Origin of the sequence: Colwellia sp. (genome assembly GCF_013214175.1) — a bacterium.
GTDB lineage: Bacteria > Pseudomonadota > Gammaproteobacteria > Enterobacterales > Alteromonadaceae > Colwellia.
Window position 1 is genome coordinate 1 of the sequence record NZ_JABSPA010000010.1, and the last position, 26,230, is coordinate 26,230.

Consider the following 26,230-nt stretch of genomic DNA (forward strand, 5'->3'; position numbering starts at 1 on the left):
TGCGCCGATGGTAGTGTGGGAGTTCCCATGTGAGAGTAGGACATTGCTAAACTTCTAATTTGTGCTTCGGCACACGAAAAGCCCGTTACGAAAGTAACGGGCTTTTTCTGTCTGGGAGTTTGAAAAGTTACGCCGATATTAATGTGACTTATATTAGATGTGCCCATGTGAGTGTAGGACATTACTAGAATTCTAATTTGTGCTTCTCGCTGTCTGGGAATTAAAAAATTACGACTATAGTTGTGTGGCTGATAATAGATATGCCCATATAGCCGTGGGGTATTCTCCACATCACTCGCTAATAAATAAGTAACGTGTAACTCTAGGGAGAATCTATAAGAATGAATCTAGGTTATGAATATTCGTTAAGCTTTGAAAAATGTAGTGTCACCATAATCTAGTCAATTTACAGTTACACTCACATTTCTGTCATGGCTCAATTACGCAGTGGTAGATATGCCAAAAATTTAGTAACTAGATCTTTGGTTCAAATGCACCAACAACCATTGAAATAAGTAACATAGCTGAAGCAGGTATCATGGTTAATATGAATAATGTATTTAAGTCTAACATGGTCATTCCTTGTATCCTTTGCACCGACAGTAAAGATAAAATTGATGCAAAAATGTTTGTAGTTATTACTAAGTTGCATTAAGTGTTACAAAGGTTGTGCCAAGGTTAAGATTATTTATTAAGTAACTGATATATAGTGATATTTATTTTAATCAAAGCAATGAATATAGTAAATGGATAAAGCTAGGAAAAGAGAGGTAGTGATAAGGGCTATTAACTGGTTATAAATAGTGTTTATTGGTTAAAATAATATTTATTATTTTAAGGTATCATTTATTTGGTATATATCGATCTCAATATCGGGACAGCTATTCCCAATATTGAGATCTTGAAGGTGTTATTCTGGCAATGTAACTTTTCTGAATGCATCGAGAAGGACTTGTCCATTAGCCCCATCTTTACCGGCACATTCACTTAGGTGTTGCCTAAATTTACGTGCACCTGCCAGTCCATTACACAGGCCGAGCATATGGCGTAATATATGCCATGCACGACCTCCACTATTAACCGTATCATTGATATATGGAATCATTAACTCAATGACTTCCGTTCTTGTTAGCTTTGTTGCATCTGTTTTATATATATCACTATCAGCATCCACAAGCATATAGGGACTATTATATATCTCGCGACCAATCATAACTCCATCAATGTGTCTGAGATGCTCATTGGCTTCAGTAAAAGATTTGATACCTCCATTAATGGAAATTTCCAAGTTATCAAAATCATTTTTTATCTGATAAACACGCTTATAGTCTAATGGCGGAACATCACGGTTTTGTTTAGGACTTAACCCGCTTAACCAAGCTTTTCTCGCGTGTATAATGAAATGCTGACAACCCGCTTGTGCTACTTGTTCAATAAAAGTATGTAGGAATTCGTATGAGTCTAGATCATCAATACCTATACGTGACTTAACCGTAACAGGAATGTTCGTGGCTGCTTGCATTTGATCAATACACTCAGCAACTAAGGAGGGTTCTGTCATCAAGCAAGCACCGAAACGACCGTTTTGTACTCTATCTGATGGACAGCCAACATTAATGTTAATTTCATCATAGCCGTATTGCTCGGCTATCTTTGCACACTCAGTCATGGCTTTAACGTCACTGCCGCCTAATTGCAATACCAGCGGGTGCTCAGCGTCATTATACGATAAATAATCACCTTTACCGCGCAAAATAGCACCTGTGGTTACCATTTCGGTGTATAGAACCGTATGTTTAGACATCAGTCTATAGAAGTATCGACAGTGCTTGTCAGTCCAATCTAGCATAGGCGCTACACTTAGCCTGTGATCTATTGTAGAGCCTGATGTGTATGGGTTTGGAGTCTTGGTTGTAGTCATTTAGTTATACTCTAAGTCGCCTTGAATCGCCTGTACTTTCGTTGGGTTTCCGTTTAAGGTGTTCCAAATGTGCCCCATTTTGGGTAGGACGATTAAGGAAAATACTATGGCTTCAGTAACAATTGATAAACGCCAAAAAGCTAACGGAGATTTTAGCTACCGCTGCACAATTCGCGTAAAAAAGAATGGTGTAATTATACATAGAGAATCGAGAACATTCAGTAAAAAAGAATTAGCAAAAACTTGGGGGAAAATACAAAAAGAGGCAGCAGAGCTAAACAGCATAACCAAACAAGACAAAATAATTACCATTGGCGAACTATTAGACCTCTACTTTAATGATGCTGATTTGTGGGCGGCTACTGGAAGAACTAAGCAATACGTAGTGAAAATGCTAAGAGATTGCCCAATAGCAGATATATTATCAAACCAACTTAAAAGCAGTGACTTAATAGCTCATTGTAAAATGCGAAGAGCAGCAGGAGCTGGAGCAGCAACTATTTATCATGATATTGCATATTTACGAAGTGTAATGAAAATAGCTTTACCTGTTTTTGATGTAACGGCCAATTGGAAAATATTTGAAGATGCTGTACCCGTATTAACTGAAATGAAGTTAATAGGTAAAAGCCAAAAGCGAACACGCAGGCCTACTGAGAATGAACTCGATAAGTTAATTGCAGCATTAACTGAAAGGCAAGACAAGCAGGGCAGTAAAATTCCCTTTGTTGATATTCTTAATTTTTCTATACTCACCTGCATGAGAATAGGCGAAGTTTGTAAAATAGAATGGAAAGATTTAAAACATGACCATAAAACAGTAATTGTACGAGACAGGAAAGACCCAAGGAAAAAAGAGGGTAACCATATGATCGTACCATTGTTAGCTGGTTCATATGACTTAGTAAAAAAGCAGGCAGAAACGGATGATAGAATATTCCCTTATAATCCTAGGTCTGTAACAGCAGGTTTTCAGCGTGTTAGGAATGATTTGGGTATAACTGACCTGAGATATCATGACTTAAGGCGAGAGGGTGCATCTAGGCTGTTTGAGAAAGGTTATAGCATTGAAGAGGTAGCTCAAGTCACAGGCCATAGAAATCTGAATATACTTTGGCAAGTTTATACGCAGTTATTCCCTCATAAGCTACATGATAAGTTTGATAAATAAGGAATAAAAGTTAAAAATCCCAAATTCAAAGTGAATTCAGGATTTAAGAAATATCAGCTACTAAATTAAAAGGTTAAATCATGGCTGCAAAACTTTCTTCTATGTTTTTACCCGTGGATACTTGTTTCTCTAAATTTAAAAGGATTTTATCAAGTTTTTTAATAATGTTGTCAAACTCATCAAAAACTCCAATTTCCTCTAAAAACTCTTTATATCCTAACTTAAATATTTTTTGAGGGAGGTAATATCCCACCTGATGATTATTACTACCCTTATTTTTAATAGTTATGAATTTATTGAAGTCTTTATGGTGAATGTTACTAGTTATTATAAGGGCTACTTCATGGAAAAACCCATAAGAAACTTTAGGGGTAATATAGGAACCAGCCGCTATCATAGTATCTTTTGTAACTCCATAAGAGTATGACTTAATATGTGTATTTTCTTTACCACTATTACTTTCAAAGATGCCGTTGCCTAGATAAGGAAGTGATAAGTTATAGTCGCCATTATTGTTTATAATTAATTTTTTTAATTTTTTAATTAATTTAATGGAGTAATTTTCTATAAAAAATTGTTCATCCATTTCGTAGCATAATGATAAAAAGTTAGTAACATTAAAATCCATGTCATAAGTTAGGGCCATGATTTTTTTATATACTATTTTTTTATGTTTAATGCTTTTCATATTTGTTAAATGTACCGAAGCAAAATATTCTTGCATTGAACGATGAGCAAATGAATAAACGCCACAGTCTTCAGACCAAAGACCGATAGATAGCTTCATATCATCAATAAAGTCGTTGTTCTTAAATTTGAAATCGGATTTATCTTTTATAATACCTAACTGTTTAAAAATATAATCCTTCTTAAAATCAAATTGACTCTCAAAGTAACTTAAAAAACAGAATACTTTCAACACATACTCTAATGACTCTTGATTTAGTTGTGATTTAATTTCTCGTTCATATCCAATTTTAGTCGCACTATCATGTTCAGCAAAAAGCACATCAAAAACTCTCCTATAAAATATATATTTTTTGTTAGGTATCGAGGAGTTTTTACTATAAGCCATTATATAAAGAGTAAGTAGAAGGGCATTTTTAAAAAATGACTGTATATACCTATCAGAACTATCTTTTATTGAATCTACTATTTTTGTAGATAACCTTGTGTCTATGATTTGTTGCTTAATGAAAGATATTTGGCACGTCTTTTCCATATCCTTAATATGAAAATTTCTAAAGTTTTTGAAAAATTCAATACTGGAATAAGGTCGTGAGGTAAGTAAGAAATTATTATTCGGATATATATCTATGAAGTTTTCTAAATTCTTTGTTATTTGATGCTTTTCTGACGACTTGATTTCATCATACCCATCAAGAAAAAAAAGAAACTCACCGTTTTTTAATAACTTTTTGATAAAATCTTCACTAGGCGAAAGTTTATTTTGTAATATATGGCTACATAAAAACTCATCTAAATTACTCGTTGTTAAATCCAAATCCCTTAGGTTCACAAAGATAGGAGCCTTATAATTTTCAACGAAGGTAGAAATAAACAAATGCTTTAATAGTGTGCTTTTTCCACTACCAGCATCACCTATTATCGTAATGCAATTATATTCTTTAAATAATGATTCAACTGAATTGGTACTAATATCTTGTCGAGTACCTTTATCAACTAATGTTGTAGGAAAATATATATTATAAAAAGGAGTAGGTTGGCGGTGGAGAAGTGTTTTGATGTTTTTATATTTATCAAGCGATGCCGAAAAATACTCAATCATTCCATCATTAAAAGCATGATGTACCCTATCCTTTAGGGCTCTAAAAAGTGGCATTGACGCCTTTATAGCGGGCTTTGATAAAGCTTTTAATAGTATCGTAGTATCCATAATTATCTTTCCTTGTAATCACACTTGATCTTATCGTAGTTAAGTAGAGTTGCTTCCAATGAGGATGTCATCAATCCAAAGCGACACGTACAATAGTATATATAAGCAACTTTGGTCAATTAACATTTGCAAGGTTATTAGAAGATGATTTCAACAAGTTAAAAATTGAAATATTAAGCCAAAGCTGCATAGTTTGGTGGAATCTACCCCCGTAATACATGACGGGGGTTTTCCGCTCTCTACTCTTCCTCGTTGCTCAGGCTTCGCCCTCGTCCTCGTCGTTCGCTACCAAAACCAATAAAACACAAGAATACACAAAAGTTCAAAAGAAGGTTCCAAAGAGCTTCATTCACCCTTTCGTCAATAAAAATAACGGTTTCTAAGAACATTTTCAAAGAGACAAAAATAACCTCAGACACTCCGAGATTTTTCTTTGACTAAAGTTCTCAATCACTCTGTTTGATTAGCATCAAATTAAGCGCGCACCCCTATGTTTCTACGAAACGGGTACTTCTTAAATTGACACTATCAAGGAACTTAGAGCATGACTGATATGGAAGCTGAAATAGCTAACACTTTAAAAGAGATTGAAGAACTAAAGGAAGAGACACGTGCAATTGTGGCTAAGATGAAGAAACAAAATTCTGCTGATGATAAAAAGGGGTTAACCAATGCTAATCAAAATTAATGAATCAGAGTCTGAGTTCGTAGCGTTCGTTGATGGCCTAAAGCAACATTACAGTGAAGCGACCGCAGCTGGTGCAGCAAAGAAAGCGATTATTAATCACGTATCAGTCGTTAACGACTTAAGGAAGACTAAAAGAAAGCTGGAGAGGCTAGAAGATATACTTGAAGAAATCAAAAACATAAAGCAGCAACAAAAGGGATTACAACAAGCCCTCGATATTTTAACTAATTAGTACCAAAAAGTTCTCCTGGCAATTGGTGCAGCAGCATAAAATAGTACCAAAATGTTGTTGCCGGTTTAGCCAGGTAAAACAAGTTTGGTACTAAAACTGACGCTAGTAGTGTTAAATGTTTAGCTAAAATACCTGAAGACTTATACTCATTGGTATAGCAAAAGCTCAAGTATCCTATGGTGAGGGTTTACTGATTAAAAAATCTAAATTGCCAATCACCATAAATGGAAAAACACCAACTATGACAATTGATGTTTTCTTAAATGCTTAATTTAAAAAATTATTAAGATTATTTCTTAAATAGACGTGATGCTAAACCAATCATACCTAATGCAAAAATAGCAAGTGTATATGGTTCAGGTACTGATACAGCAGCCGCGGCAGCGGGATCATCAATAATTGAAAATGAGATTAAAGCCATTTCTTGCCCATCAGCTGAATTAGTTCCCCCACCTTCCCAACGAAACTGAATTTGATCACCAATACTCGCTGCTGTTGATGAAAAATTGAATTCATTATATATCCAATTAAATGAACCTAGTGTTGGAACTAAAACGCCCGTTAAAGATATATCTTCGGTCAAGTTGAAAATTTCAATAGTTGCACCAATTGCATTTCCACCTCTCACCCCACCAAAAAATGAAAGAGATCCTAGTTGATTTGCATTTATAGTTGAACCTAGACTAAAAGTAGCAGTTAAAAGAACATCTCCAGAAGTATCATTAACTTCAAGACCACCAGGTAACACGACTTCAGCAGTCGAAGGGTTATTATCGTGATCAAACATACCGCTCATACCTCGAGCCGCTGCACCACCAGTGGGATAAACTTCAAAACCACCACCAGTAGAGTCTTGCCAATCAACAATTAGTGAGTTTTCAAGTGCAGTACTTAGCCCGCTAAAGTCTTCTGAAAATATAATACCTGCATAAGCATTGTTGATAATAAGGCTGGCTGAAAAAGTTGCCGCTACAATAGCTGAGTATATTAATGGAGATCTCATAAAGTGCCTCTGTTATTACTTTTTATTATTTCTAACGTAATAATAAATTCAATAGGTTACCTACTACTGCAAAGCTCATACCAATCAAGAATAAAAAATTAAACCGAAAATTCAATTAGTTAAAAAAGACATATCTAGATAAGTTTCGTTGCATTGCATATTGCAAGATGCAATTTCAAAATGCGGAATTATTATTTACTCAAAAATTAGCTAACTTTAAGGTTTGTTTATGCTCTACCTATAAACAAACCCAATGCATCTAAAAAAGTATTGATGCAACAAGGTAATAATTTAATATGTGTGAAATTAACATCGAAACCCTAACTAACTGAGTATTCATCCGTTGTTAGCGAAAGTAGGATATTAGCAATGAGCTTGAAACGGACGTTAGCTATAACAACCTGCTAATGTCGCCGTAGCGCTAAAATGCAATTTTTTTGGCTGGACGATGCTAACAGCTAGAACTAAAGTGTTTGAAAACCTCAAGTTTAAGAGGTTTATTAACTGTCAGAATGGAAGGGGGGTTATCAGTGTTAATTAAATGGTAAAAACAAATTAAATTCTGCCGACTTAGTCCACTTATCGTGTAGTTGTTCAATACCTGAAGACTAATACTCATATGTATAGCAAAAGCTCAAGTATCCTGAGGTGATGGTTTACTGATTATAAAATCTAAATTACCAACCGCTAGATACAAAAAAACACCAACCATGACAATTGATGTTTTCTAGAATCTAATATTAAAAAACTATATTAAGATTGTTTCTTAAATCGACGTGATGCTAAACCAAAGATTCCTAAAGCAAAAATAGCAAGTGTAGATGGTTCTGGTATTTCTTGCTGCGTTGTAGTGCGAACCAAATACGCGGCTATATCACTTCTAAAAACGTCAGCTTTACCAACCGAGCCTGCCCACGATTCGAGGAATAATCCGTTAACTCCGTCTCTCGTATCTACGAGCATGAAATTAACACTTGCCGTGTTGGACTTATAATATGCCCCTGTCCACTCTTCACCTACTTGATCACAAGTTGTACCAAACACCAAGTACGACATACACCCCATATTAGTCAAAATCGAATTCGCTCCGGCATTAACATCAGTAAAACGCCCTGCACTCAACCATAAATCCTTAACTTGATCAAAAGTCGCAATTTCATACCCTTCCGAAACAACAAAACTGCTACTTAAAACACTATTATAAGACATACCTACCGTAAAACTAAAATCTAGCCATTCAAAGCCAGTTATTGTATCAATAGATGTATTGGTTGTTGTACCAGTAATTAATCCAGCATTAGCCGTATTCATTAACAAGCCAAAAGCAAAAGTTAAAACAGACTTTGTCCAAAATTTAATATTCATTTATTATTCCTTTTAATCCTTTTCCATTATTTTGGTAGGTGATTATTGAATTAGTAACTCATTTTCTTATTATAGGCACAAAATATGCCAATCTTAAAATACCAAGTGTTTTCAATGTGATAGCGTAGGATGTTATATTGAGCTGTAAAAAATACTGACATCAATTCAAATTATCAATCAGTTGATATATATTAAAAAAATGTGACGTAAGTCGTTTTTGGTACAAAGTCTTTTTAAAATAAAATTAAGTTCATGACTGCTTTAGGATCTCATAGTTGACAGTAAATTTTTCTGGCATATTCAAATTTTGATGTCGCCTTAGCTCACAAAACAGCAGCGCTAAAATGAAATTTTTTGGTTGGAACGATGCTAACCGTTAGAGCTAAATTATTTGATAACCTCAAGTTTAAGAGGCTTCATCACTGTCAGAATGGAGGGGGGGATCAGTGTTAATTAAATGCTATAAACAAAAAAACACCAACCATTACAGCTAGTGTTTTTATAGAATCAATTTTAATAAATTATTAAGACTTTTTCTTAAATCGACGTGATGCTAAACCAATAATTCCTAATGCAAAAATAGCAAGTGTGGATGGCTCCGGTATTTGTGGCATATTAGCATTGTAAGCAAAGTTACGTAGTCCAGAATTATAAACGTTACCGTTAGTACTCAATGCGGGATCTACACCACTTCCACTAGCTCCGGCTGATACATACGCAATTTCACCAGCTCCATATGTACGTAGTGACCATTGACAAGAGCCTCCAGTAGTTGTTGATAAGCAATTCGTGCCTGCCGTCAATCCGGTTAAGCCGTCACGATCATTGTACGCACCCGTCGGCGTTATGTTTTCAATATCAAAAAGTCCAGTGGTTAAACTATTCGAACCAACTAGCTGCGTTAGGTCCGTCCCGGGTAAGTCTACAGAACCAGAACCACCGACAAAGCTTACTAGCCAAGAATCAAATGGGCTAGCAATTGAATCATATCCTGTTACAAAAACGTTACCACCATTGAACACGTAACTTAATAAGGCGGTAAATTGGTTTTCATTATGTACATTCCCAGAGCCCTCACCACTGGCACTCCAAAAGATAGCATCATAACCCGAAAGGTTACTTGTTAAATCTGAATTGACCCCAGATGAGAACCCTCCAACTAAAGATGTTACATTATGACCGTCATTTGATAATACATTAGCAATAGAAGTATCACCTGAGGCATGATCTTGTGCGTATAAAATAATTCCAGCGTTAGCAAGGTTACTCGATACTAATATTGCTCCCGCAAAGGCAGCTTTTAAAAATTTAAAATTCATAGTTATTTTCCTTTTAATTATTTTCCATTAATATTGGTATGGAAAATATTAATCAATTAATTATATTTTTCTTTTATTTAGCAAAATGTATGCCGAACGTAAAATACATAACAATTTCAATGTTATGCAAGCTATCCTGATATTTAATAATGAGGCACTGTAAAATAATCAGACACAAAAACACCCCGTCAAGTAATTGAATTTATTAAATAATATTACCTTTGCTCTGTTCGGTTAATGACCGCTTTAAGCTCAAAGTTGCCATTATAGGTTTATTCAGATTGAAAGGACTAGCAGTTACTTTTGCCGCTAATAAAGCAGTAGCGCTAAGATGTAATTTTGTGGTTGTGACGATGCTAACAGCTAGAGCTAAATTATTTTATAACCTCAAGTTTAAGAGGTTTCATCACGGTCAGAATGGAGGGGGGTTATCAGTGTTAATTAAATGCTAGAAACAAATTAAATTCTTCCGATATAGTCCATTTATCGTGTAGTTGTTCAAACTCATTCATTTCTCGAATCGATACATTGTCATTGATTGATTTTTCAGACAAATAATTTAAGCGTGCAAATTCTTGGGCATCCATGCAGTTGTACTCCTTTTTTACTCCATGATTAAATTATAAATCATAATTTAAAAGAAAGTTGACCATTTGGAAGAAAAACATATAACAATGAAGTTTAAGAAACAAAGATAAAACAAACAAAGAAAGTAAAACAAATAAATATCAATTGGTTAGGGATTGACTCTCTGTATGCTACTGAACTTTATGTAAGTCATGTCTCACAAAAGTGTGAGATATAACTTACGAAGTGTATCGTATATTGTAAGGGGCATTACCAAAAACTTCTCCTGGTAACTGTCCAGGAGGATGAATTAGTACCAAAATCAGCTTGCCGGTTGAGCCAGGTTAAACAACTTTGGTACTAAAATGCTAAAAGTACGTAAGAATAGTTATCTCCTTAAATACTTTGTGAATCCTTACACTCAACCTAACCACAAAAAACACCGCTAAATCCAAGTAACTTACAATGAAGCTGACAACATCGGTTGCTCACTTTCTTTGATAGGTTTTTCTATAATTCGAGGCTCACAAGTAACAATCTTAAATTGATTATCTTTCTTGAGTTTAACCATGCACTCGTTAATAAAACTAACGTCATACCCAAAGTAATATAAGTCATGGTTGTTAATTGATATCTGGTCGTCTCCAGCAGTCATAACAAAGAAATATTGCTTATACCTCTTATCCTTGTTCAGCATTACATCTTGATAGCCTGTTAAATATATATTAGTAGCATCAAAAGGTAGTTCTAAAGGAATAGAGCTTTCATAACTACCTTGAACAGGAATAGAAGAACTAGAAACACCAACACCCTTAACAATGGTTTTGCTAGATATCTGCCTATTACTTTGAGTTGCTTTACTATCAACTGTAATGGCCTGCGCACTAGAAGTTTGAAAAAACGCATACCATGTGAGGTAGCCGAAGCTAAGAAATAGTAAGGCGACAACAAAAATAAGAGTAGGATCTTTGAACGCGTTAATTGCTCCTGCTTTAGTAATTTTTCCTGTGCTTGTGCTTCTGTAACATTTATGGACATCGATAGGTACCTTTCGCCATTTAGTAGGGTCACCTTTTTTCAAAGGTATTCCAGAGGATTTAGGGCTGTGTTGGTGTATACGTGGTCTACGTTTAAAGTAAGGAATGAATTCAAACGATTCATTATATTTATGGAAATATGCAAACTCACAAACAGAGCGTACAAGTTTATGAATTTCGGTAATTTCAGGTGTACAGTAAATAATATCCCAGTTATATTTTCGATGCCGCATGTTAGCCTCACGCATCAACTTCGGGTAAAGAATATTACCGTCTGAATCTAAAATAGTTTCACCAGTATCATCAGAAGTAGCTTCTGATAAATCAGGTTTAAAATCATGGATAGCTTTTTTATAGTGATCGTAAAACTTAACTGGAAGTAACTCTTTTAACGATTCAATCCCTTTACTATCTAGTTCTTCAGGTTTAAAAACTTTTGTATCGTTAGGGAAAACATCTTGAACTTCATCGATAATGATAAAAGCCTTAACAGGCATCCACCAAAACCACCTACGCCAAAGGTATAAACCGTTTTCAGTCTGACTAGATAAGCGCCATATATCAGCACTTTCAGGAAAAATCTCATCGAGTTCCATTTCAATGGATTCTTTAGTAAGAATTCCTTCAATATTAGTAACAACAACACGGCCTTCTCTAAGTGCTGGAAGTACTTCAAACCAAAAAGCACTGGCAGACTTAAAAGAACCAGGAGCGCCATGAAAAATATTAGCAGCCATTATAGTTCCTTAGAATTGATTCATAACAAAGCGAGTTACATAGGCTTGAACTATTAAGTTAAATCCCTCAAAAAGACGCATATCAACAAGCGCTTGCCTAACATCTTGCGGCAATAAATTAACATTCGCAGCAATCGTACTCATAATCTGTAAGCTCTCTATCATTTCCTTAGCAATGGCCCACGAAGCTTTAACAAAGTGAATCATCATAAAAAGTTTCACTTCTAAAGCTGTTTCCATTAAAAATTTAAAAAGGTCAGTGATAATTGATGGGATATCCTCAAAAAAGAAATCCCAAAACCCAGAAAATTCATCGGCTACCATTTGCGAGGCTCCTGCTACATCTTCATAGGTATCTGAAAAAGCAAAAAAGGGGATAAAAAGAACAAGTAATAATATTATTTTTTTCATTTGTTTAATCTCTCAATATTGCTAAAGCCGCAATCAATGAACAAAGCATCATAATTGGACCAGCAAGCGCTTTAAAAAAATCACTATAGCGAGACAGTGAAGCATCAACCGAACCATAAGAAAGCTCAATTCTTCTTGCTTGGTAACCAATAGCATTAGGAACAGTGACACTAAAAATAGTTTTAGCCTCGGCTAGAATAGATCGTATCTGAGAGTCATATTCAGCTTGGGCAGTAACAACCCTAGCTTTAATGGCCTCTTGTGCTGAGGAATCAAACATAGATAAAAAAGCGGATTTATCGACATCTTGCGTAGTCGTTGTAAAACTTTTCTCTTCCTCCTCTTCTTTTGGTTTATCTAGTTTTTCGCCTAAAGCTTCAATAGCAGCAACCACTTTACCGTCACCACTTTTCATCGTTGATTGTATTGACTCCATTGTCATACGTTGACCATGTTCAATTGAGTCAAGTTTTTGATTTGTACTCTTTATTAATGCCCCAGTTTCCAAACTAGCTTTGGTTTCATCTGAGTGTTCTGAATTTTCGTCTGGTGTCCACGTTCCACCAGCATCAAAACAAGCCCGACACAAACCAGCACTAGCAACGGAACAATTACCCGTTCCAGTAGGACAAGAAGTTTCTTGATAATCTTGTGTTTCATCCCAAGTACCACCCATTTCATTACAAAAACCACGGCTAGCACTAGCACCAACAACAGAGCAAGTACCGTTACTATCAAAATAATTACTATCACCCTCACCAACATCAGGATGCAAACCGACATCACAAAAAACAGTGGTTCCATCATCAATGCAGCCATCGTCACAAATGCTACTACCTTGGATAGTAGAACAATGTTTATCTCTATTTGCCGCGCAATAATTAGTATTATTTGAGTAAATACAATTATCCTTTGAATCTCCAATACCAGAGCCATCAAAATCTGGCTTGTCGCTATTTATACAGCCTCCATCTACAGAGCCAGAGCCAGAATAATAAGAGGTATCGCCAAAAGTTACTTTATCTACATCGCATGAAATACCACTATAAGGGGGAGAATAACAAAGTGATTCAGCGGAGTTATTACCAGAATCTAAAATCAAAGCCTTACATTTATCATCATTTTTACTATCGTTTTCTAAGCCATCAATAAGACGTTGAATATCCGAAGAACGATAACAATTACCATTAGGGGTATTATCGGGATAATGATGAACATCAAAAGTGGCGTCGTCTGAAGGTGGGCAACGGTAAGTAGAATTCTCAACAGGGTTGATAAGTTGCGCGTAGGCACCTGCTGAAACTGTTCCACAGTGACCACTTTCACGGATAGTACCTATTTGATAATATAAACGAACTGAGAGTTCGGTTACGGTACCAGTCCTAGTTAACCTAAATCCACAACTAGAAGGGCTTGTAATTGCAACAGCCGCCGACAATCTATTAGCACAAGATAAAGCACTTGAGCTTATACCCATATCAACACCCAAAATATTACAGGTATAATGTTTAGTGGTATCTAAGAAAGGAAGCTTAAAAGCCAATCCATCAAAAGAAAAATCTGATGGGATATTGATAGAATGACTAAAAAAAGGCGAAAAAAAAGCGACTATAAAAGCCGCTAATTTCCACGTTTGCAGCGTATTCTTAACTTGTACGAATGCCACTAGAAAACCCCTCAACAAAACAATAAGTAAAAATCGATGCAAACATTATGGAAGTAAGCATTACTTACGTAATAAACCCAGAACCAAAGTGATACCAGTAACAACCGACGCAATAGCAATAACAACTAAAGCAGCCGCTGTCGTATTTGCAGTGCCATCAGTACCAGCCGCAGCGATAGCAGTTGAATGGTCAACAGCAAATGAGCTAGCAGAAACGAAGAGAGCAGTACCACCAGCAGCAAGTGCTTTAGATTTTTTCTTAGCTTGTGTAGCTACCCACTGACCACCAATATTTACCATTTGAATAGTTTTCATGTTTTTCCCCTTAAAGGATTAGTTTTTAAAATTTACGTTTTACCGAGTAATCGGTTAACACGGCCAAGTGCATGGCCACTAATAAACCCAATCAAACAAATTGCATTAAACATCGCAAAATCTTCGGCTGAGAATTCAAACAATTCTTTAAGCGTCAAAATGATAGTTTCAACACTTATAGAATCGTATTCGGTCTTGGATAACAAAACCAAATCATTGCAAGTCTCAATAGGTGTAGCTGAGGTTTTCAAAGTGCCTGTTCCGTCAACATAAACGCAATGGGCAGCATTTGAGGTAAAGCTAAACAACAACACTATTAAAACTAAATACTTCATTTTTTCTTACCTACTAAGAAGTAAGAACGCTGTAACTTTTCATCAAAGCTTTTCACTTTAAATTCATTAAGTGATTTCAAAACAATGGGCATAAAAGCTTTGATAGTTGCTATACCCAACTTTTGTTTAGCCAACGTTACAGCGGAGTTCATAATTATTTAGCGCTCAAACATTCGTCAAAATGCTTTTTAACCGCAGGGTCAACAGGTGTTATTTTTGAAATCTCATTTTCAAAAGTGTCCGTGTTGAAACCAACGACAAGGTCATACTCTTTGTTTGAAACAAAGGCGCCAGTATCTATAAGTAAATGGGCGTATTTGGCGTTAATGCTTAACGACTGTTTACCAAATGGCGTTTCAGTTGATTGGCCTACCGCTTTACGTTTAAATTTTGGTGCGTTTACGTTTTCCAATGGATAAAGCATTAGTAATAATGCTGATTCAGCATCAGGGTTTTTGCTTTCAGGAAAACTGGTAATTTGCAGACCACATAAAATGATTTTGTTCGACATGTTAAACCTCTATAACTTTGTTGATTAATTGTTGATAGGTAGGTGGTATTCCGAGTTTACCGCCTGTTTCTTCGGGTAAAATTAAACCCATTGTGTGTTCAATATCACCTTGGAAAACTTCTAAGATATCGCCCAAGGCTTTACCAGCAGAGCGGCGAACGTGACGAACACGAGCAGCCACATCGAGACAAACCTCTTTTACTTTACTCATTGACCTAGTTTTAACGCCTTTGTCTAAATCAACAGAGGCAGCGAAAGGGCATAGGCCAGCAAAGGTGGCGGCTAAGTTAAGTAAACAATCAACAGACCATTTCTTTAATTCAGCTTCAGAGCGATACCAGGAGAAGTTATCTTGCTTGATACATTGTTCTAATTTCTTGTCGTAGATGCGCCAATAGATAAGCGAGGTACGAGAGCCGACACAAACCATTTCTTGCGTGAATACTTTCTTCAAGTTGCTATCGTAGGTGTATTTGTTATTAGGATTAATTGTTGGAGACTGCCCTCTATTGGAGGTTCTAAACCAACCGTCCTTGTAAGCTTTTTCGGCATAGTCACAATCAAAGTTTTCGTCAAAATCATCAAAGGCTAAATCGACACGGCTTAACTTAGTGACGGTAAATACCTTTGATAGCCAATGGTGCATAACGAATGGTGTTATGTGGCTGAATAATGATTTACAACCCGTACCCGAAATTTGAAAATATATGGTGTCGCGTTGACCACCTAAACCAATGAAGCCAACTTCTACGCCATTAGCGCGTAAGGTCATTGAGTCTTTATAGCCATGTAAACCACGACCACGCATAGGTGACATTTCAAAACCTAATACGGTATTTACCCAAACTTTTAATGTTCTTTCGTAAAAGTCAGTCATCAACACAGCGACTTTATCTTTATGGGCTTCATATTCGTCAATGCCGAAAGCTTGGCTTGATTTGATAACAGGTGGTTTTGGATAAATACCATGGCGTTTAATACGCGTTATTTGGGGAACGTCCTTGTTAGTGAAAAATGATTTCTTATAACCGGTGACTAATTCCATTTGTAAATTAGCTGCACCCGCTTTACGACAGTAGCGAAGTGCTGAAATTGGGAAAGCAAAAGCTAAGTGATCTATTTTGATAGCATCAGATTTTTCATGAGCCATTAACGCTTCAGCAGTTTGGGTATAAACGTCCTTTTTATTACTAACTTTCATTAGAGTTTTCCCTGCTGCACTAACTGCGGATAATTACTGTTAGTAATTTCAACTAATTCAGCGTTATAAAATTCAGATGAAGCCCAAACATTGAATAGATACAGAGAACTGAAAAAGTCATAACGACGCTTTCCGTTAAAGTCGTAAGTGACATTTACGCCCATGATTGGGTCGCTCTCGTAGTAAATTTCAATGCGCATAACAATTAGTTCACGTGCACTTGTTGCCACTCTTTCGAGGCAATTTGATATTGTTTGTCGATATAACTCGCCAAATCTTCTACTTTTATAAAGACAGGGGAGCGCTCAGATTTAATTAAGCTGAAAGTAGGTACAGGAAAATCTTGGCCTTTAATTTTTTGCTTAGCCGTTTTTACGGTAATACCGAAGAACTCCTGGCAAACGTCTTTCAGTTCTATTACTGGAGATTCAAAGCGAGCTAGAAGTGCGAAATTTGTATTCATATATCACCTATGTAATCATTTGCGGTTAAAGCAATTCAAAGCGATTACAATCGCCATAAAGTTCCTACAAAGAACCTTTGAGCAGATATTAGTACCTATCAGGAACCTTTGTCAAATGAATTATGATAAAAAGATAAAATCATTAAGATCTTCTCTAGAACTCACACAAAAAGATTTCGCTGTAGAATCATCTATTCCATTGAGTACATTGAAAAAAATAGAAAGTGGAATATCAAATGGTCTATCAGCAGTAGAGCAAATATTAAGTAATGAAAAATTCGTATATTTAGCGAGTTGGTTCTTTGATCCTAATGATAATGATGCTCCTTTAGCTAAAGAAGGTTCCAAGTCGGAACTTAAAAAGCATCTTTCTTTAGGCCATATAAATTTACCTTTTTACGAAGTAAAAGCATCGGCTGGTGATGGGGTTTTAGTGGAAGCTGAAAAACAAACTCACTTAATCAGCTTTAAACCTGAGTGGCTAAATAAAGAAATTGGTGTAAACGCCAATGATGTATTTTTGATGTTAGTCGATGGTGACAGTATGTACCCGACATTAAAGAGTGGTGCCATGATAATGGTGAACAAACACTTTAATGGGTTAAGTGATGGGATTTATGTAATGCGGTACGAACAAAACTTACTTGTTAAACGCTTACAAATGTTGCCTAAAGGGATTATCAAAGTGAAGTCCGACAATGATATCTACGAACCTTGGGAGATAAATAAAGAAAACTTAGATGGAACAGATATGGAAATTATTGGGCGAGTGGTTTGGTCAGGGCAAAGAATGTAATAACTTTGTAAAAATTAAAAATGATTTTAAAAGATAAAGAACTCCAAAATATTAGAGCTCTTAGTACTAGAAAATGATAACTAATGGCATAAAGCAATTATTAGATAATTTAACGCCTGGCTAGGCGAAAAATACAGTTTGGCTAAAATTTTGAGTGCAGCCCAACTGTAAACTCTCCGTTTAATTAGCTTATTATGCACCGCATAGACCCAACACTTCTTTGACAATAAGCTGAGCGATTGAATTATTACTTGGCTCTCGCTGTTCAGTTCTGGATAAACAGGACTGACTTCTCCAAGAAATAATGTCATGCGAGCTTGCATGCTCAATAACAGTTTTTACTGTCTGCCCCCGTGTTCTTGTCGCGCAAACTATAAGGTCACAATTAAGATTAACAAAAAGTGGGATACTCTCTCTTAATCTACTACTAGGGTCTCCCTGAGTTTCTATACCAACTTTTTTACCATTTACGTCAAAAATCACTCTCTCGTCATACTCACTTTCTATCCGATGCTCAATATCACAAATGCTAAATGATATTTCTAGCATTCTTATAACTTGCTTTAAAGTGGTAGTTTTCCCACTATTGGCTGAACCACATAAAACTAGAATTCGATCCATAACATTTCCCTTAAATACCACTAGACGCATAACGCGCTAATAACGCAACCAACTGTTGCGTATCCTTTTTTAGTAACTTGATACTAATAGACCCTTAATTCACATATTTAGAAAGCATATTTAGATCTAAAGATTCCTGTTACTTCATGTTCATGATCACTTTCTTCTTTCAAAGTATTCTCTTCCAGAGGTTGAATCGTTTTGCCAAAGTTCAAAAATGAAATGTTCAAGTTTTTTAATTTTTTAAAATAATCATCTTGGTCGATTAGTTTTATACCATTTTGATTTTTTAACCAGCCTCTAGATTCTCCCTCATATGCAAGCAACCAACTATCATCATATAATGCTTCAGCGTGAAGCAAATTATTCCAATTTCTTAAATCTAAGTTACGGGTATAAGACTCTTTTTCTCTTGCCATAAATATTGAAATAATAGCCATAGGATCTTTTAGATTGGATAAGTTATTAAATTCATTATTTACAACTATCTTTAACTCGGTTAATAGCCAAAACGCCCAGGAAATTTCAAAGCCAAAATTATTGTCAATCCCATGTTGAGCAATTTTTAGAAGCCCTTCCTTTATTTTATCTAAGCTTAAAGGATACCCATAAGATTTATATGATACAAAAATTTTAGATATTTCTATTAGGTTTTTAGTTTCAGCAGACGCTATTTGTAAACAGATAGATTCAACTAAGTTCCAATTACTTTTATGAATTTTTATCGGCTCTATTTTAGCGAGAAAATAAGCAAAGGCATTGTCATTAGGATTTTCTTTATAAATTTCTATTGCCAGATTATACAAATGGATAATGTCAGATTTTTGTTCGTGTATACCTTTTCTAATCTTGAAATTTTGAATAGTTTGAAGATGAATGTTTTCAACAATAGCAGGCATTTTTTCAATTTTAGTTTTAACTTCATTTGCCGTTAATTCAAATTGCCGTAAGGCCCTATTGATTGTATTACTCACTGCTTCAGCTTCAGAGTGTGTGTCAGCAAATAAGAAAAAGTCATCAATAAACCTAATTCCATTAATTTTGTGACTAGATTCTGAAATTATTTTATCTAGTGCTACCCCGATAATTTCGGAAATAATTCTAGATGTATCAGGTCCGATAGGAAGACCTAAAGTTTGTCCGTCCTGCATATTTCTTACTAATCGGTCGAGTTTATTGCCCCACAAATCATCAGACCGATTATTTTTAGATTCTATTTTTCCATGTAAAGCCCAAGGTATACTGTGCGTATAAATTGAACCATAAAATTTAGAGATATCTGCCGTCACAAGGTATTTAGATGCAAACCCCTTTATTATTCGCTCTTCAATAAATTCTTCGTATAAATGGGAGTTTGATACCGCTCGAATACTTCCGAACTTAGATCTTGATTTACTCATAGATATTTCACTTACGTCGTAAAATTGAGTAATATCGTTTGATTTTTCACTTAAGAATTTTGCAAGTAAAGTAAAATGTTTTGGGTTCGGAATTGCAATGTTTCGTCTAAATCCAGCACCTTTGGGAATGCTAGCTTTGATTGTATGACTAGTTTTAGGTGCTGCTTCAAGAATTGTATTATTGATTTGTAGTGATAACCCGAACCCCGAAGAGTCAAAAAATGAAGGAAACTCTTTTGGAAAGAAGCCTTTTGAAATTAGGTCATTTGAATTCATGTTAAATCCTATTTACATCTGACATGAGAGCATACTCATATGCAGGTTGGGAGCCGACTTAGGAACAGAACGTATTGCTAAGAGAAAAATAAGGGTTGGCTATAATCGCAAAGTGATGGCCAACTCTTATTTTTTCTGCTTGAGCAACTTGTTATTTTTCAATTTTCAATTTTTCTTTAGTTGACGTTTCTGATTTATTTACTTCTTCTTCAGACTCCACTTTAGGTATTTCTTTTTCAGTTTTTTGTGAAGTGATTTTTCCACTTAAAAGACTAGTGTTCACTGATGCTAGTCCAGGTGCGGAATTTCCACCAAAAATTCTAGCGTTCATTGATGCTCTTTCTGATGTGGAGTTTCCGCCAAAAATTCTAGCGTTCATTGATGCTAGTTCAGATACGGAGCTACCACCAAAAATTCTAGCGTTCATTGATGCGAGTTCAGATACGGAGCTTCCACCAAAAATTCTAGCGTTCACTGTTGCTAGTTCAGATGCGGAATTTCCACCAAAAATTCTAGCGTTCATTGATGCTAGCTTAGAAGCGTAATTATCACTTGAAATATTAGGCAATTGAGAGTTAAAAACTCCTGACAATAAACTATTATATTCACTTGATGGGCGAGTTTGAGAATTTGCCCTTAACTTTTTAATTTCAAGGTTTAATTTATTAACTTTACTATCATTGTTTTTATTTTTATTTTTTTCATTCGATAGTTCAGATACCAGCTCTTCAATTTTAGAAAGGTGAAGCTCTTGTTCTCTATTGATATCCTCAATTTTAGAAAGGTGAAGCTCTTGTTCTCTATTGATTTCCTCAATTTTTAGCTCTTGAATGGTAATTTCTGAAGTCAAATTTCTAACAAATGATCCCATCTCATCTGCACTACCAGCCATACGGTTGAAAATAGTTAAAAAATAAGATATTAATTCATTATCTGAAAAATTCGGATAGCGTATTCTGTGATCAATTTCACTCCAACCTTCTTCAAAAATTGTTCTAACCTGAATTTCAGAAAATACTTTGTTTAAGGTTGGCTGTGTCGATATTACGTAATGAATAGAGCGATAGCCAGCAGGGTGATTTTTTACTTCACAAGAGTTGGTTTTATAACTATCAATTATTTCCCCTTCATCTCCTGAACGAATATAAGCGATGGGAGGCTCTTCTGTTTTCCAATGCTTTAGTATGTGTTTTTGAATATTTACCCATTCGTATTTAAAAAGGTGTAAAACTCTAACACCGACTAAATCTGTAATTATTTCCGTATAGTTTTCAGTATTTATGGATAGGTACTTTTCACTACCAATGGCACGTTTCCTTACTATTTTTTCAATCAAGTGTTCTGGGTTCTTTACTCTCCATCTTACAGAATGGACTTGGGGGCATTTTTGTAGGATTTTGGCCAAATAGCTTGCTGCGTCATCTAAACTTGCGACTTTTGAGTTATGATCTATTGCAATAGCCTTTAAGTCACTAAACTCAATCGCAGACTTTTCCCAATTTTTTTGGGTAATACGGTTGTTTTCTAAAAACAATTTTAATGATAATTCTTCGATACTCACTGTCATCTCCCTTGAAAAATAAAGCTTACTTATGGAAACGTCCTCTCCATAGATTTTATTTGTATTAATATCCCATAGTTTCAATGGTTTAGATACTTAAAATATGTGGTTTATTGTTAGCATCTTGGATGCTACAAAGGAGTCTGAGTTATATCAACCGTAAATATAACTATACTTTGTTTAATATCAATAAAACGAATGTTAAATGTATTGGTTTTTGGGTTAATACTAGGTTTTTCAGTAATATGAAATGAATAATTTATTAGAAATAGTGATGAAGTGAGAGTTCGATTTGGGGCCCTTTTTAGATACATTTATTTTTCGTGGTTCCAATAGGGTTCCATGAGTGAGGGGAGGGTAGTAGATATAGTGATTTACGTCCAATCTAGCATAAGACTGAATTTTTTGGTTGTTGTATTTTATAACGTGTTATTGAGGCCCAAACTAAGTAAAATACTATATTTATAAAATAGAAAACATATACCTGTAATGATCATAAAGAAAAATATACAAGATGATCAAATACAACTGAGTAATGAATGATAAAGAATAAAGGTTTCACCTTAATAGAACTCGTAGTTGTTATTGTCATACTGGGTATATTGGCAGTGACAGCAGCACCAAAATATATGAATTTAACCGATGATGCTTTAGAGGCAAAAGTTGAAGCCAATGCTGGTGCTTTAAGATCAGGTGTAGAACTTGCCAACATGAAATGGCGCGTTTTGGGGTCACCAGCTGCATTTAGTCAGCGCGATAATATTCAACTATATGGGACTGATGCATCGGGACAAATTGATATTAATCCAGAAGGTTTTCCTGCTCAAAGTTATCCTGGAAGTGATGTAGTAATATCGACAGATAATGACGATGATTGCTTATCTTTATGGGTAGCGCTAATAGAAGACGGTGACAACAAAGCAGCGATTGATGATTCGAAAGAATTTATTAGTAACTATGAAGGTAATAATACTTGCTCATACAAGCTAACAAGAAAAATTGAGTTTGGTTTCATCTATGATTCCACTACGGGTGAAGTTACATTACTTTAATAATTGAGTGTGACTGCTATTATCCTGGCCTATCAGATACCAATATTCTATATAAAGAAACTTAAAAAGAAGAACTAAAAATCATCAGTCTAAGCGATGACGTGGCGTTTGGAATCCTTTTTATAATACCTGATTTTAATACCGGTCACATTAGTGTTTCGTGTGTTATCTAATCCCAATGAAAATAAAGGTTTACGTAAATTTTAGCATTGAAATCCACCTTGGTTTCACCGCTTGTTAGGTATAAAAAAGGCCCGACGAATGTCGAGGTTTCAAATAAGGCTAAACAGTCAATCTATGCTGTTTTCTTTTTTCTTGATAAACCCAGCCCAGCCAAGCAAAGACCAAGCAATGTAATTGACGATGGTTCAGGAATACTGACACTATTTGATATAAGATAAGTGATTGGTTCAGGATCACTTACTAATGCAATTGACGATGGTTCAGGAACACTGACACTACTTGAGACACGATAAGTGATTGTTTCACTACAACAACTCTCTGCGGTATCTGCAAAAGCCCAACTCCCTGCTAAACCGTTATTTATATCTATATGTAAGTAAGAATTTGAAAACCAACCTGATGCTTTAGCGTAATTACTACCACTGAAAAATTGTGTATTCGAAGATGTATAATCTACGACAAATGTTGACGCAGTGATGTTCAATGAGGTGAACAAATCTGAAGTCATTATTTTCCAACCGTATCCAGATTGCTCACTTAAGTCTATGGCACCACATGAACCTTCTAGAAGGCCATCACTACAAGGAGATGCCCATGCTAAGTCATAACCCGCAAACGTCACATAAGCATCATCTGCTACTTCGCTAGTTAACAGGGTCGCATTAACGCCAGTACTCATGATGAAACAAAGTAATAATCCAATATATATTTTCATGCTACCTCGACATTTTTAATAATTAGTCATTAATTATTAAAAAAGCATATATAGTGCCAATATATAACGTGTTGATGTTTTTGGTATTTATCTAGTAAAAAAAAAGGTGTGTAAAAAAAGTTGACAATTTATATCGCCTAACTGCTTATTAGGGAAACTTCCCAGTAATATGACCGGGATAATTTATTAAAAATAGTGTTCTCTATAACGAAGATTACAGCGAGGAAGAAAGAATCATAAAAATTAGTGGTGTAGTTGGTATTGGATTTGGGGCGACTTTATATTTTTTGTATTTTACATGGTTCCAACAGTGTGAAATATTTACCTCAAGGCCCTTATAAATCTATATTTCAGTCCAATCTAGTATTAGGGAAGCTGAGAGTTTAGCTGAAATAATAAGGTATCTTATGGGAATTTAAGAGGAATATGAATCTTTAATACTGTAATTATAATTTAATTTTGATAAGTACACAAAGCTGCATTTCTAAAACTGCAGTTGAATCTAACTAGTTATAAGATATCACTTAGCTCAACGTGAACAACATACACAATCAATGTTTACTTTGGTAGAATGTCGCTAATTTAAAGGAGAGCACTTTTATGCCAAATTACGTTGTAGGTCACAAGATACCAGATTCAGACTCAATCTGTTCAGCAATCGCATTATCATATTTAAAAACTAGCTTAGGTGAGGAAACTGTTCCTGCACGTTTAGGTGAACTTACCCCTGAAACACTGTTTATCTTAGATAAGTTTGGCTTTGAGCAGCCAGAGCTAAAAACTAGTTATGCTGGCGAAGGAGTATATATTGTTGATCACAGTGATCTTGAACTTGCTCCTGATGATATAGAGAAGGCTACAATCTTAGGAATCATTGATCATCACAAACTGGGAGATTTAACGACGACATCGCCACTTGAAATTTGGGTTCGTCCGGTGGGTTGTACTAATACTATCATTAAGATGATGTATGACTTTCATAATGTAGAAATTCCAAAAAATATTGCCGGTGCCATGTTATGTGCCATTTTGAGTGATACCGTTATCTTTAAATCACCAACCTGTACCACTGCAGATATAAAATGTGTAGAAGCATTAGCCGAAATTGCCGGTATAGAAGACTTTAAAGAACTTGGCATGGATATGTTCAGAGTAAAATCTGCTGTTGCAGGTACTCCTATTCGAACTTTAGTAAAACGTGATTTTAAAGACTTTAATATGAATGGTCATAAGGTTGGTATTGGCCAACTTGAAGTCATTGATTTATCGGTTTTTGATGAAATCAAAGATGAGTTATACGCTGATATAGCCAAGCTTAAAGCTGAAGGCGGACGTCATAGTGTCTTTTTACTGCTAACCGATATTATGAAAGAAGGCTCAGAGCTTCTAATTGCCAGTGATAGTGATACCTTGGCTGAACAAGCATTTGGTGTAGCACCACAAAATGGTAAGGCTTGGTTAGACGGTGTATTAAGCCGTAAAAAACAAGTTGTTCCACCGCTTCAAGAAATTTTTCTTAAGTAGTTAGCTACTGTTTAAAAGAAAATTGCTTTCAATAAAAAACCCAGCAAGTGCTGGGTTTTTTTATTTCAGTTATTTGAGCTATTTCAAATTAAACGCGTTCAAATACTGTTGCAATACCTTGACCTAAGCCGATACACATAGTGGCTAAACCAAGATTGACATCTTGGCCTTCCATTAAGTTAATCAAGGTACCTGATATACGTGTACCTGAACAACCTAAAGGATGACCAAGTGCTATAGCGCCGCCATTTAAGTTAATTTGATCCATTTTATCTTCAACTTTTAATGCTCTTACACAAGAAAGTGCTTGGGCAGCAAAAGCTTCGTTAAATTCAAATAACTCAATATCTGCAATTGATAGACCGGCACGTTTTAACGCTTTATTCGTTGCAGGAACAGGGCCATAACCCATAGTCGCAGGATCGCAACCAGCAACGGCCATACCACGAACTTTAACGCGAGCTGTTAAACCTAGTTCTTTTGCTTTCTTAGCAGACATAATTAACATTGCTGAAGCGCCGTCAGAAAGAGCAGAAGAAGTTCCCGCAGTAACGGTACCATTCACTGGGTCAAACACTGGACGCAATGCAGATAAGCTTTCAGCCGTTGTGTCAGGACGAATTACTTCATCATGCTCAACTAACGTTAGTGCACCTGTAGCATCATGGCCTTGTGTGGCAACAATTTCATTGTCCCAACGACCAGCCAAGTGTGCTTCATGGGCTTTTTGATGCGAACGTGCACCAAAAGCATCTTGCATTTCACGGGTAATGCCGTGTTGCTTACCCAATAACTCAGCAGTTAATCCCATATTTCCAGAGGCTAAGGCAATATGTTTATTTAGTGCAGGATCAAAATCAACATCATACATCATAGGTACGTGACCCATGTGTTCAACACCGCCAATTAGAAATACATCACCTTGACCAGCCATGATACTGGTAGTCGCTTGGTGCAACGCTTCCATAGAAGAACCACATAAGCGGTTAACCGTAACACCAGCAATAGATTTTGGTAAACCAGCAAGTAATGATGCATTACGTGCAATATTAAAACCTTGTTCTTTAGTTTGTTTTACACAGCCCCAAATAACATCTTCAATGTCTTCTGGGTTTAATGCTGGGTTGCGTACTAAAATTTGTTTCATTAGGTGTGCTGATAATGCTTCAGCACGTACATTGCGAAAAACGCCGGCCTTAGAGCGACCCATTGGAGTTCGTATGCAGTCTACAATTACAACTTCGTTCATTTTATTCTCCTCGG

28 protein-coding genes are annotated in these 26,230 nt (G+C 35.6%); 6 read left to right on the forward strand and 22 right to left on the reverse strand.

Annotated elements, in window-relative coordinates; genetic code table 11:
* Window positions 1-182: hypothetical protein (locus HRT55_RS18630; protein WP_291623643.1), on the reverse strand; the 182-nt coding region annotated here is incomplete at its 3' end.
* A gap of 728 nt (window positions 183-910) precedes the next feature.
* A complete protein-coding gene (gene dusA, locus HRT55_RS18635; RefSeq protein ID WP_291623645.1) occupies window positions 911-1,921 on the reverse strand; it encodes a tRNA dihydrouridine(20/20a) synthase DusA in 1,011 nt (336 codons plus the stop codon).
* 106 nt (window positions 1,922-2,027) lie between these two features.
* Here dusA and HRT55_RS18640 point away from each other — a divergent pair, with 106 nt between their 5' ends.
* Window positions 2,028-3,092 (forward strand): site-specific integrase, encoded by a 1,065-nt coding sequence (locus tag HRT55_RS18640; protein WP_291623647.1) that lies wholly within the window; start codon window positions 2,028-2,030, stop codon window positions 3,090-3,092.
* Between the two features lie 73 nt (window positions 3,093-3,165).
* Here HRT55_RS18640 and HRT55_RS18645 read toward each other — a convergent pair whose 3' ends face one another.
* Window positions 3,166-4,989 carry an NACHT domain-containing NTPase gene (locus tag HRT55_RS18645; protein ID WP_287206676.1) on the reverse strand — a complete coding sequence of 608 codons (1,824 nt, stop codon included), beginning with the start codon at window positions 4,987-4,989 and terminating at the stop codon, window positions 3,166-3,168.
* Window positions 4,990-5,533: 544 nt separating this feature from the next.
* Here HRT55_RS18645 and HRT55_RS18650 point away from each other — a divergent pair.
* Both HRT55_RS18650 and HRT55_RS18655 read left to right on the forward strand, forming a co-directional pair.
* On the forward strand, window positions 5,534-5,677 hold the full coding sequence (locus HRT55_RS18650; RefSeq protein ID WP_287206677.1) for a hypothetical protein: 144 nt from the start codon (window positions 5,534-5,536) through the stop codon (window positions 5,675-5,677).
* Window positions 5,661-5,909: a hypothetical protein gene (locus HRT55_RS18655; protein ID WP_291623649.1), complete on the forward strand. Its 249-nt coding sequence runs from the start codon at window positions 5,661-5,663 to the stop codon at window positions 5,907-5,909. Before HRT55_RS18650 ends, HRT55_RS18655 begins: the two co-directional genes overlap by 17 nt.
* A gap of 289 nt (window positions 5,910-6,198) precedes the next feature.
* On the opposite strand, the gene HRT55_RS18660 is transcribed toward HRT55_RS18655, so the two are convergent.
* The 14 genes from HRT55_RS18660 to HRT55_RS18725 all read right to left on the reverse strand — a co-directional run bounded on the left by HRT55_RS18660 (window position 6,199) and on the right by HRT55_RS18725 (window position 16,839).
* Window positions 6,199-6,912 (reverse strand): PEP-CTERM sorting domain-containing protein, encoded by a 714-nt coding sequence (locus HRT55_RS18660; protein ID WP_291623651.1) that lies wholly within the window; start codon window positions 6,910-6,912, stop codon window positions 6,199-6,201.
* A 753-nt stretch (window positions 6,913-7,665) separates the two neighbouring features.
* The gene (locus HRT55_RS18665) at window positions 7,666-8,277 is read right to left on the reverse strand and encodes a PEP-CTERM sorting domain-containing protein (protein ID WP_291623653.1); all 612 of its coding nucleotides are present in this window, start codon (window positions 8,275-8,277) and stop codon (window positions 7,666-7,668) included.
* 524 nt (window positions 8,278-8,801) lie between these two features.
* A complete protein-coding gene (locus HRT55_RS18670; RefSeq protein WP_291623655.1) occupies window positions 8,802-9,596 on the reverse strand; it encodes a PEP-CTERM sorting domain-containing protein in 795 nt (264 codons plus the stop codon).
* Window positions 9,597-10,033: 437 nt separating this feature from the next.
* The gene (locus HRT55_RS18675; protein WP_291623657.1) at window positions 10,034-10,183 is read right to left on the reverse strand and encodes a hypothetical protein; all 150 of its coding nucleotides are present in this window, start codon (window positions 10,181-10,183) and stop codon (window positions 10,034-10,036) included.
* A 440-nt stretch (window positions 10,184-10,623) separates the two neighbouring features.
* Window positions 10,624-11,937 (reverse strand): zonular occludens toxin domain-containing protein, encoded by a 1,314-nt coding sequence (locus tag HRT55_RS18680; RefSeq protein WP_291623659.1) that lies wholly within the window; start codon window positions 11,935-11,937, stop codon window positions 10,624-10,626.
* Between the two features lie 9 nt (window positions 11,938-11,946).
* Window positions 11,947-12,348, reverse strand: a complete 402-nt coding sequence (locus HRT55_RS18685; protein WP_291623661.1) for a DUF2523 family protein — start codon at window positions 12,346-12,348, stop codon at window positions 11,947-11,949.
* Between the two features lie 4 nt (window positions 12,349-12,352).
* Window positions 12,353-14,014 carry a hypothetical protein gene (locus tag HRT55_RS18690; RefSeq protein ID WP_291623662.1) on the reverse strand — a complete coding sequence of 554 codons (1,662 nt, stop codon included), beginning with the start codon at window positions 14,012-14,014 and terminating at the stop codon, window positions 12,353-12,355.
* Window positions 14,015-14,074: 60 nt separating this feature from the next.
* Window positions 14,075-14,329: a hypothetical protein gene (locus HRT55_RS18695; RefSeq protein WP_291623664.1), complete on the reverse strand. Its 255-nt coding sequence runs from the start codon at window positions 14,327-14,329 to the stop codon at window positions 14,075-14,077.
* Between the two features lie 32 nt (window positions 14,330-14,361).
* A complete protein-coding gene (locus HRT55_RS18700; RefSeq protein ID WP_291623666.1) occupies window positions 14,362-14,664 on the reverse strand; it encodes a hypothetical protein in 303 nt (100 codons plus the stop codon).
* Window positions 14,661-14,816, reverse strand: coding sequence for a hypothetical protein (locus HRT55_RS18705; protein ID WP_291623668.1), 156 nt, complete (start codon window positions 14,814-14,816; stop codon window positions 14,661-14,663). The genes HRT55_RS18700 and HRT55_RS18705 overlap by 4 nt, the downstream gene beginning before the upstream one ends.
* Before the next feature lie 2 nt (window positions 14,817-14,818).
* On the reverse strand, window positions 14,819-15,175 hold the full coding sequence (locus HRT55_RS18710) for a DUF1293 family protein (RefSeq protein WP_291623670.1): 357 nt from the start codon (window positions 15,173-15,175) through the stop codon (window positions 14,819-14,821).
* Between the two features lies 1 nt (window position 15,176).
* Complete coding sequence (locus HRT55_RS18715; RefSeq protein ID WP_291623672.1) at window positions 15,177-16,376, reverse strand: replication initiation factor domain-containing protein; 1,200 nt, start codon at window positions 16,374-16,376, stop codon at window positions 15,177-15,179.
* The gene (locus HRT55_RS18720; RefSeq protein ID WP_291623674.1) at window positions 16,376-16,576 is read right to left on the reverse strand and encodes a hypothetical protein; all 201 of its coding nucleotides are present in this window, start codon (window positions 16,574-16,576) and stop codon (window positions 16,376-16,378) included. The genes HRT55_RS18715 and HRT55_RS18720 overlap by 1 nt, the downstream gene beginning before the upstream one ends.
* A gap of 5 nt (window positions 16,577-16,581) precedes the next feature.
* Window positions 16,582-16,839, reverse strand: coding sequence for a pyocin activator PrtN family protein (locus tag HRT55_RS18725; protein WP_291623676.1), 258 nt, complete (start codon window positions 16,837-16,839; stop codon window positions 16,582-16,584).
* Window positions 16,840-16,954: 115 nt separating this feature from the next.
* Here HRT55_RS18725 and HRT55_RS18730 point away from each other — a divergent pair, with 115 nt between their 5' ends.
* Window positions 16,955-17,635: an XRE family transcriptional regulator gene (locus HRT55_RS18730; protein ID WP_291623678.1), complete on the forward strand. Its 681-nt coding sequence runs from the start codon at window positions 16,955-16,957 to the stop codon at window positions 17,633-17,635.
* A gap of 192 nt (window positions 17,636-17,827) precedes the next feature.
* On the opposite strand, the gene HRT55_RS18735 is transcribed toward HRT55_RS18730, so the two are convergent.
* The 3 genes from HRT55_RS18735 to HRT55_RS18745 all read right to left on the reverse strand — a co-directional run bounded on the left by HRT55_RS18735 (window position 17,828) and on the right by HRT55_RS18745 (window position 21,493).
* On the reverse strand, window positions 17,828-18,256 hold the full coding sequence (locus tag HRT55_RS18735; protein WP_287206128.1) for a hypothetical protein: 429 nt from the start codon (window positions 18,254-18,256) through the stop codon (window positions 17,828-17,830).
* A 107-nt stretch (window positions 18,257-18,363) separates the two neighbouring features.
* Entirely contained in the window at window positions 18,364-19,932 is a 1,569-nt protein-coding gene (locus tag HRT55_RS18740) for an RNA-directed DNA polymerase (RefSeq protein ID WP_287206126.1), read from the reverse strand.
* Window positions 19,933-20,083: 151 nt separating this feature from the next.
* On the reverse strand, window positions 20,084-21,493 hold the full coding sequence (locus HRT55_RS18745; RefSeq protein WP_287206123.1) for an addiction module component: 1,410 nt from the start codon (window positions 21,491-21,493) through the stop codon (window positions 20,084-20,086).
* A 539-nt stretch (window positions 21,494-22,032) separates the two neighbouring features.
* On the opposite strand from HRT55_RS18745, the gene HRT55_RS18750 reads away from it, so the two are divergent.
* The gene (locus HRT55_RS18750; RefSeq protein ID WP_291623681.1) at window positions 22,033-22,545 is read left to right on the forward strand and encodes a type II secretion system protein; all 513 of its coding nucleotides are present in this window, start codon (window positions 22,033-22,035) and stop codon (window positions 22,543-22,545) included.
* Window positions 22,546-22,840: 295 nt separating this feature from the next.
* Here HRT55_RS18750 and HRT55_RS18755 read toward each other — a convergent pair whose 3' ends face one another.
* Window positions 22,841-23,407 carry a PEP-CTERM sorting domain-containing protein gene (locus HRT55_RS18755; protein WP_291623682.1) on the reverse strand — a complete coding sequence of 189 codons (567 nt, stop codon included), beginning with the start codon at window positions 23,405-23,407 and terminating at the stop codon, window positions 22,841-22,843.
* Between the two features lie 636 nt (window positions 23,408-24,043).
* Here HRT55_RS18755 and HRT55_RS18760 point away from each other — a divergent pair.
* Entirely contained in the window at window positions 24,044-24,967 is a 924-nt protein-coding gene (locus tag HRT55_RS18760; protein ID WP_291623683.1) for a manganese-dependent inorganic pyrophosphatase, read from the forward strand.
* Window positions 24,968-25,055: 88 nt separating this feature from the next.
* On the opposite strand, the gene fadA is transcribed toward HRT55_RS18760, so the two are convergent.
* Window positions 25,056-26,216 carry an acetyl-CoA C-acyltransferase FadA gene (fadA, locus tag HRT55_RS18765; protein ID WP_291623684.1) on the reverse strand — a complete coding sequence of 387 codons (1,161 nt, stop codon included), beginning with the start codon at window positions 26,214-26,216 and terminating at the stop codon, window positions 25,056-25,058.
* Window positions 26,217-26,230 lie beyond the last annotated feature (14 nt).

What these genes read in the sequence shown, in the direction of transcription:
- dusA (WP_291623645.1), bottom strand. Translation starts at nt 1,921, where the DNA reads ATGACTACAACCAAGACTCCAAACCCATACACATCAGGCTCTACAATA.
- HRT55_RS18640 (WP_291623647.1), top strand. Translation starts at nt 2,028, where the DNA reads ATGGCTTCAGTAACAATTGATAAACGCCAAAAAGCTAACGGAGATTTT.
- HRT55_RS18645 (WP_287206676.1), bottom strand. Translation starts at nt 4,989, where the DNA reads ATGGATACTACGATACTATTAAAAGCTTTATCAAAGCCCGCTATAAAG.
- HRT55_RS18650 (WP_287206677.1), top strand. Translation starts at nt 5,534, where the DNA reads ATGACTGATATGGAAGCTGAAATAGCTAACACTTTAAAAGAGATTGAA.
- HRT55_RS18655 (WP_291623649.1), top strand. Translation starts at nt 5,661, where the DNA reads ATGCTAATCAAAATTAATGAATCAGAGTCTGAGTTCGTAGCGTTCGTT.
- HRT55_RS18660 (WP_291623651.1), bottom strand. Translation starts at nt 6,912, where the DNA reads ATGAGATCTCCATTAATATACTCAGCTATTGTAGCGGCAACTTTTTCA.
- HRT55_RS18665 (WP_291623653.1), bottom strand. Translation starts at nt 8,277, where the DNA reads ATGAATATTAAATTTTGGACAAAGTCTGTTTTAACTTTTGCTTTTGGC.
- HRT55_RS18670 (WP_291623655.1), bottom strand. Translation starts at nt 9,596, where the DNA reads ATGAATTTTAAATTTTTAAAAGCTGCCTTTGCGGGAGCAATATTAGTA.
- HRT55_RS18675 (WP_291623657.1), bottom strand. Translation starts at nt 10,183, where the DNA reads ATGGATGCCCAAGAATTTGCACGCTTAAATTATTTGTCTGAAAAATCA.
- HRT55_RS18680 (WP_291623659.1), bottom strand. Translation starts at nt 11,937, where the DNA reads ATGGCTGCTAATATTTTTCATGGCGCTCCTGGTTCTTTTAAGTCTGCC.
- HRT55_RS18685 (WP_291623661.1), bottom strand. Translation starts at nt 12,348, where the DNA reads ATGAAAAAAATAATATTATTACTTGTTCTTTTTATCCCCTTTTTTGCT.
- HRT55_RS18695 (WP_291623664.1), bottom strand. Translation starts at nt 14,329, where the DNA reads ATGAAAACTATTCAAATGGTAAATATTGGTGGTCAGTGGGTAGCTACA.
- HRT55_RS18700 (WP_291623666.1), bottom strand. Translation starts at nt 14,664, where the DNA reads ATGAAGTATTTAGTTTTAATAGTGTTGTTGTTTAGCTTTACCTCAAAT.
- HRT55_RS18705 (WP_291623668.1), bottom strand. Translation starts at nt 14,816, where the DNA reads ATGAACTCCGCTGTAACGTTGGCTAAACAAAAGTTGGGTATAGCAACT.
- HRT55_RS18710 (WP_291623670.1), bottom strand. Translation starts at nt 15,175, where the DNA reads ATGTCGAACAAAATCATTTTATGTGGTCTGCAAATTACCAGTTTTCCT.
- HRT55_RS18715 (WP_291623672.1), bottom strand. Translation starts at nt 16,376, where the DNA reads ATGAAAGTTAGTAATAAAAAGGACGTTTATACCCAAACTGCTGAAGCG.
- HRT55_RS18720 (WP_291623674.1), bottom strand. Translation starts at nt 16,576, where the DNA reads ATGCGCATTGAAATTTACTACGAGAGCGACCCAATCATGGGCGTAAAT.
- HRT55_RS18725 (WP_291623676.1), bottom strand. Translation starts at nt 16,839, where the DNA reads ATGAATACAAATTTCGCACTTCTAGCTCGCTTTGAATCTCCAGTAATA.
- HRT55_RS18730 (WP_291623678.1), top strand. Translation starts at nt 16,955, where the DNA reads ATGAATTATGATAAAAAGATAAAATCATTAAGATCTTCTCTAGAACTC.
- HRT55_RS18735 (WP_287206128.1), bottom strand. Translation starts at nt 18,256, where the DNA reads ATGGATCGAATTCTAGTTTTATGTGGTTCAGCCAATAGTGGGAAAACT.
- HRT55_RS18740 (WP_287206126.1), bottom strand. Translation starts at nt 19,932, where the DNA reads ATGAATTCAAATGACCTAATTTCAAAAGGCTTCTTTCCAAAAGAGTTT.
- HRT55_RS18750 (WP_291623681.1), top strand. Translation starts at nt 22,033, where the DNA reads ATGATAAAGAATAAAGGTTTCACCTTAATAGAACTCGTAGTTGTTATT.
- HRT55_RS18755 (WP_291623682.1), bottom strand. Translation starts at nt 23,407, where the DNA reads ATGAGTACTGGCGTTAATGCGACCCTGTTAACTAGCGAAGTAGCAGAT.
- HRT55_RS18760 (WP_291623683.1), top strand. Translation starts at nt 24,044, where the DNA reads ATGCCAAATTACGTTGTAGGTCACAAGATACCAGATTCAGACTCAATC.
- fadA (WP_291623684.1), bottom strand. Translation starts at nt 26,216, where the DNA reads ATGAACGAAGTTGTAATTGTAGACTGCATACGAACTCCAATGGGTCGC.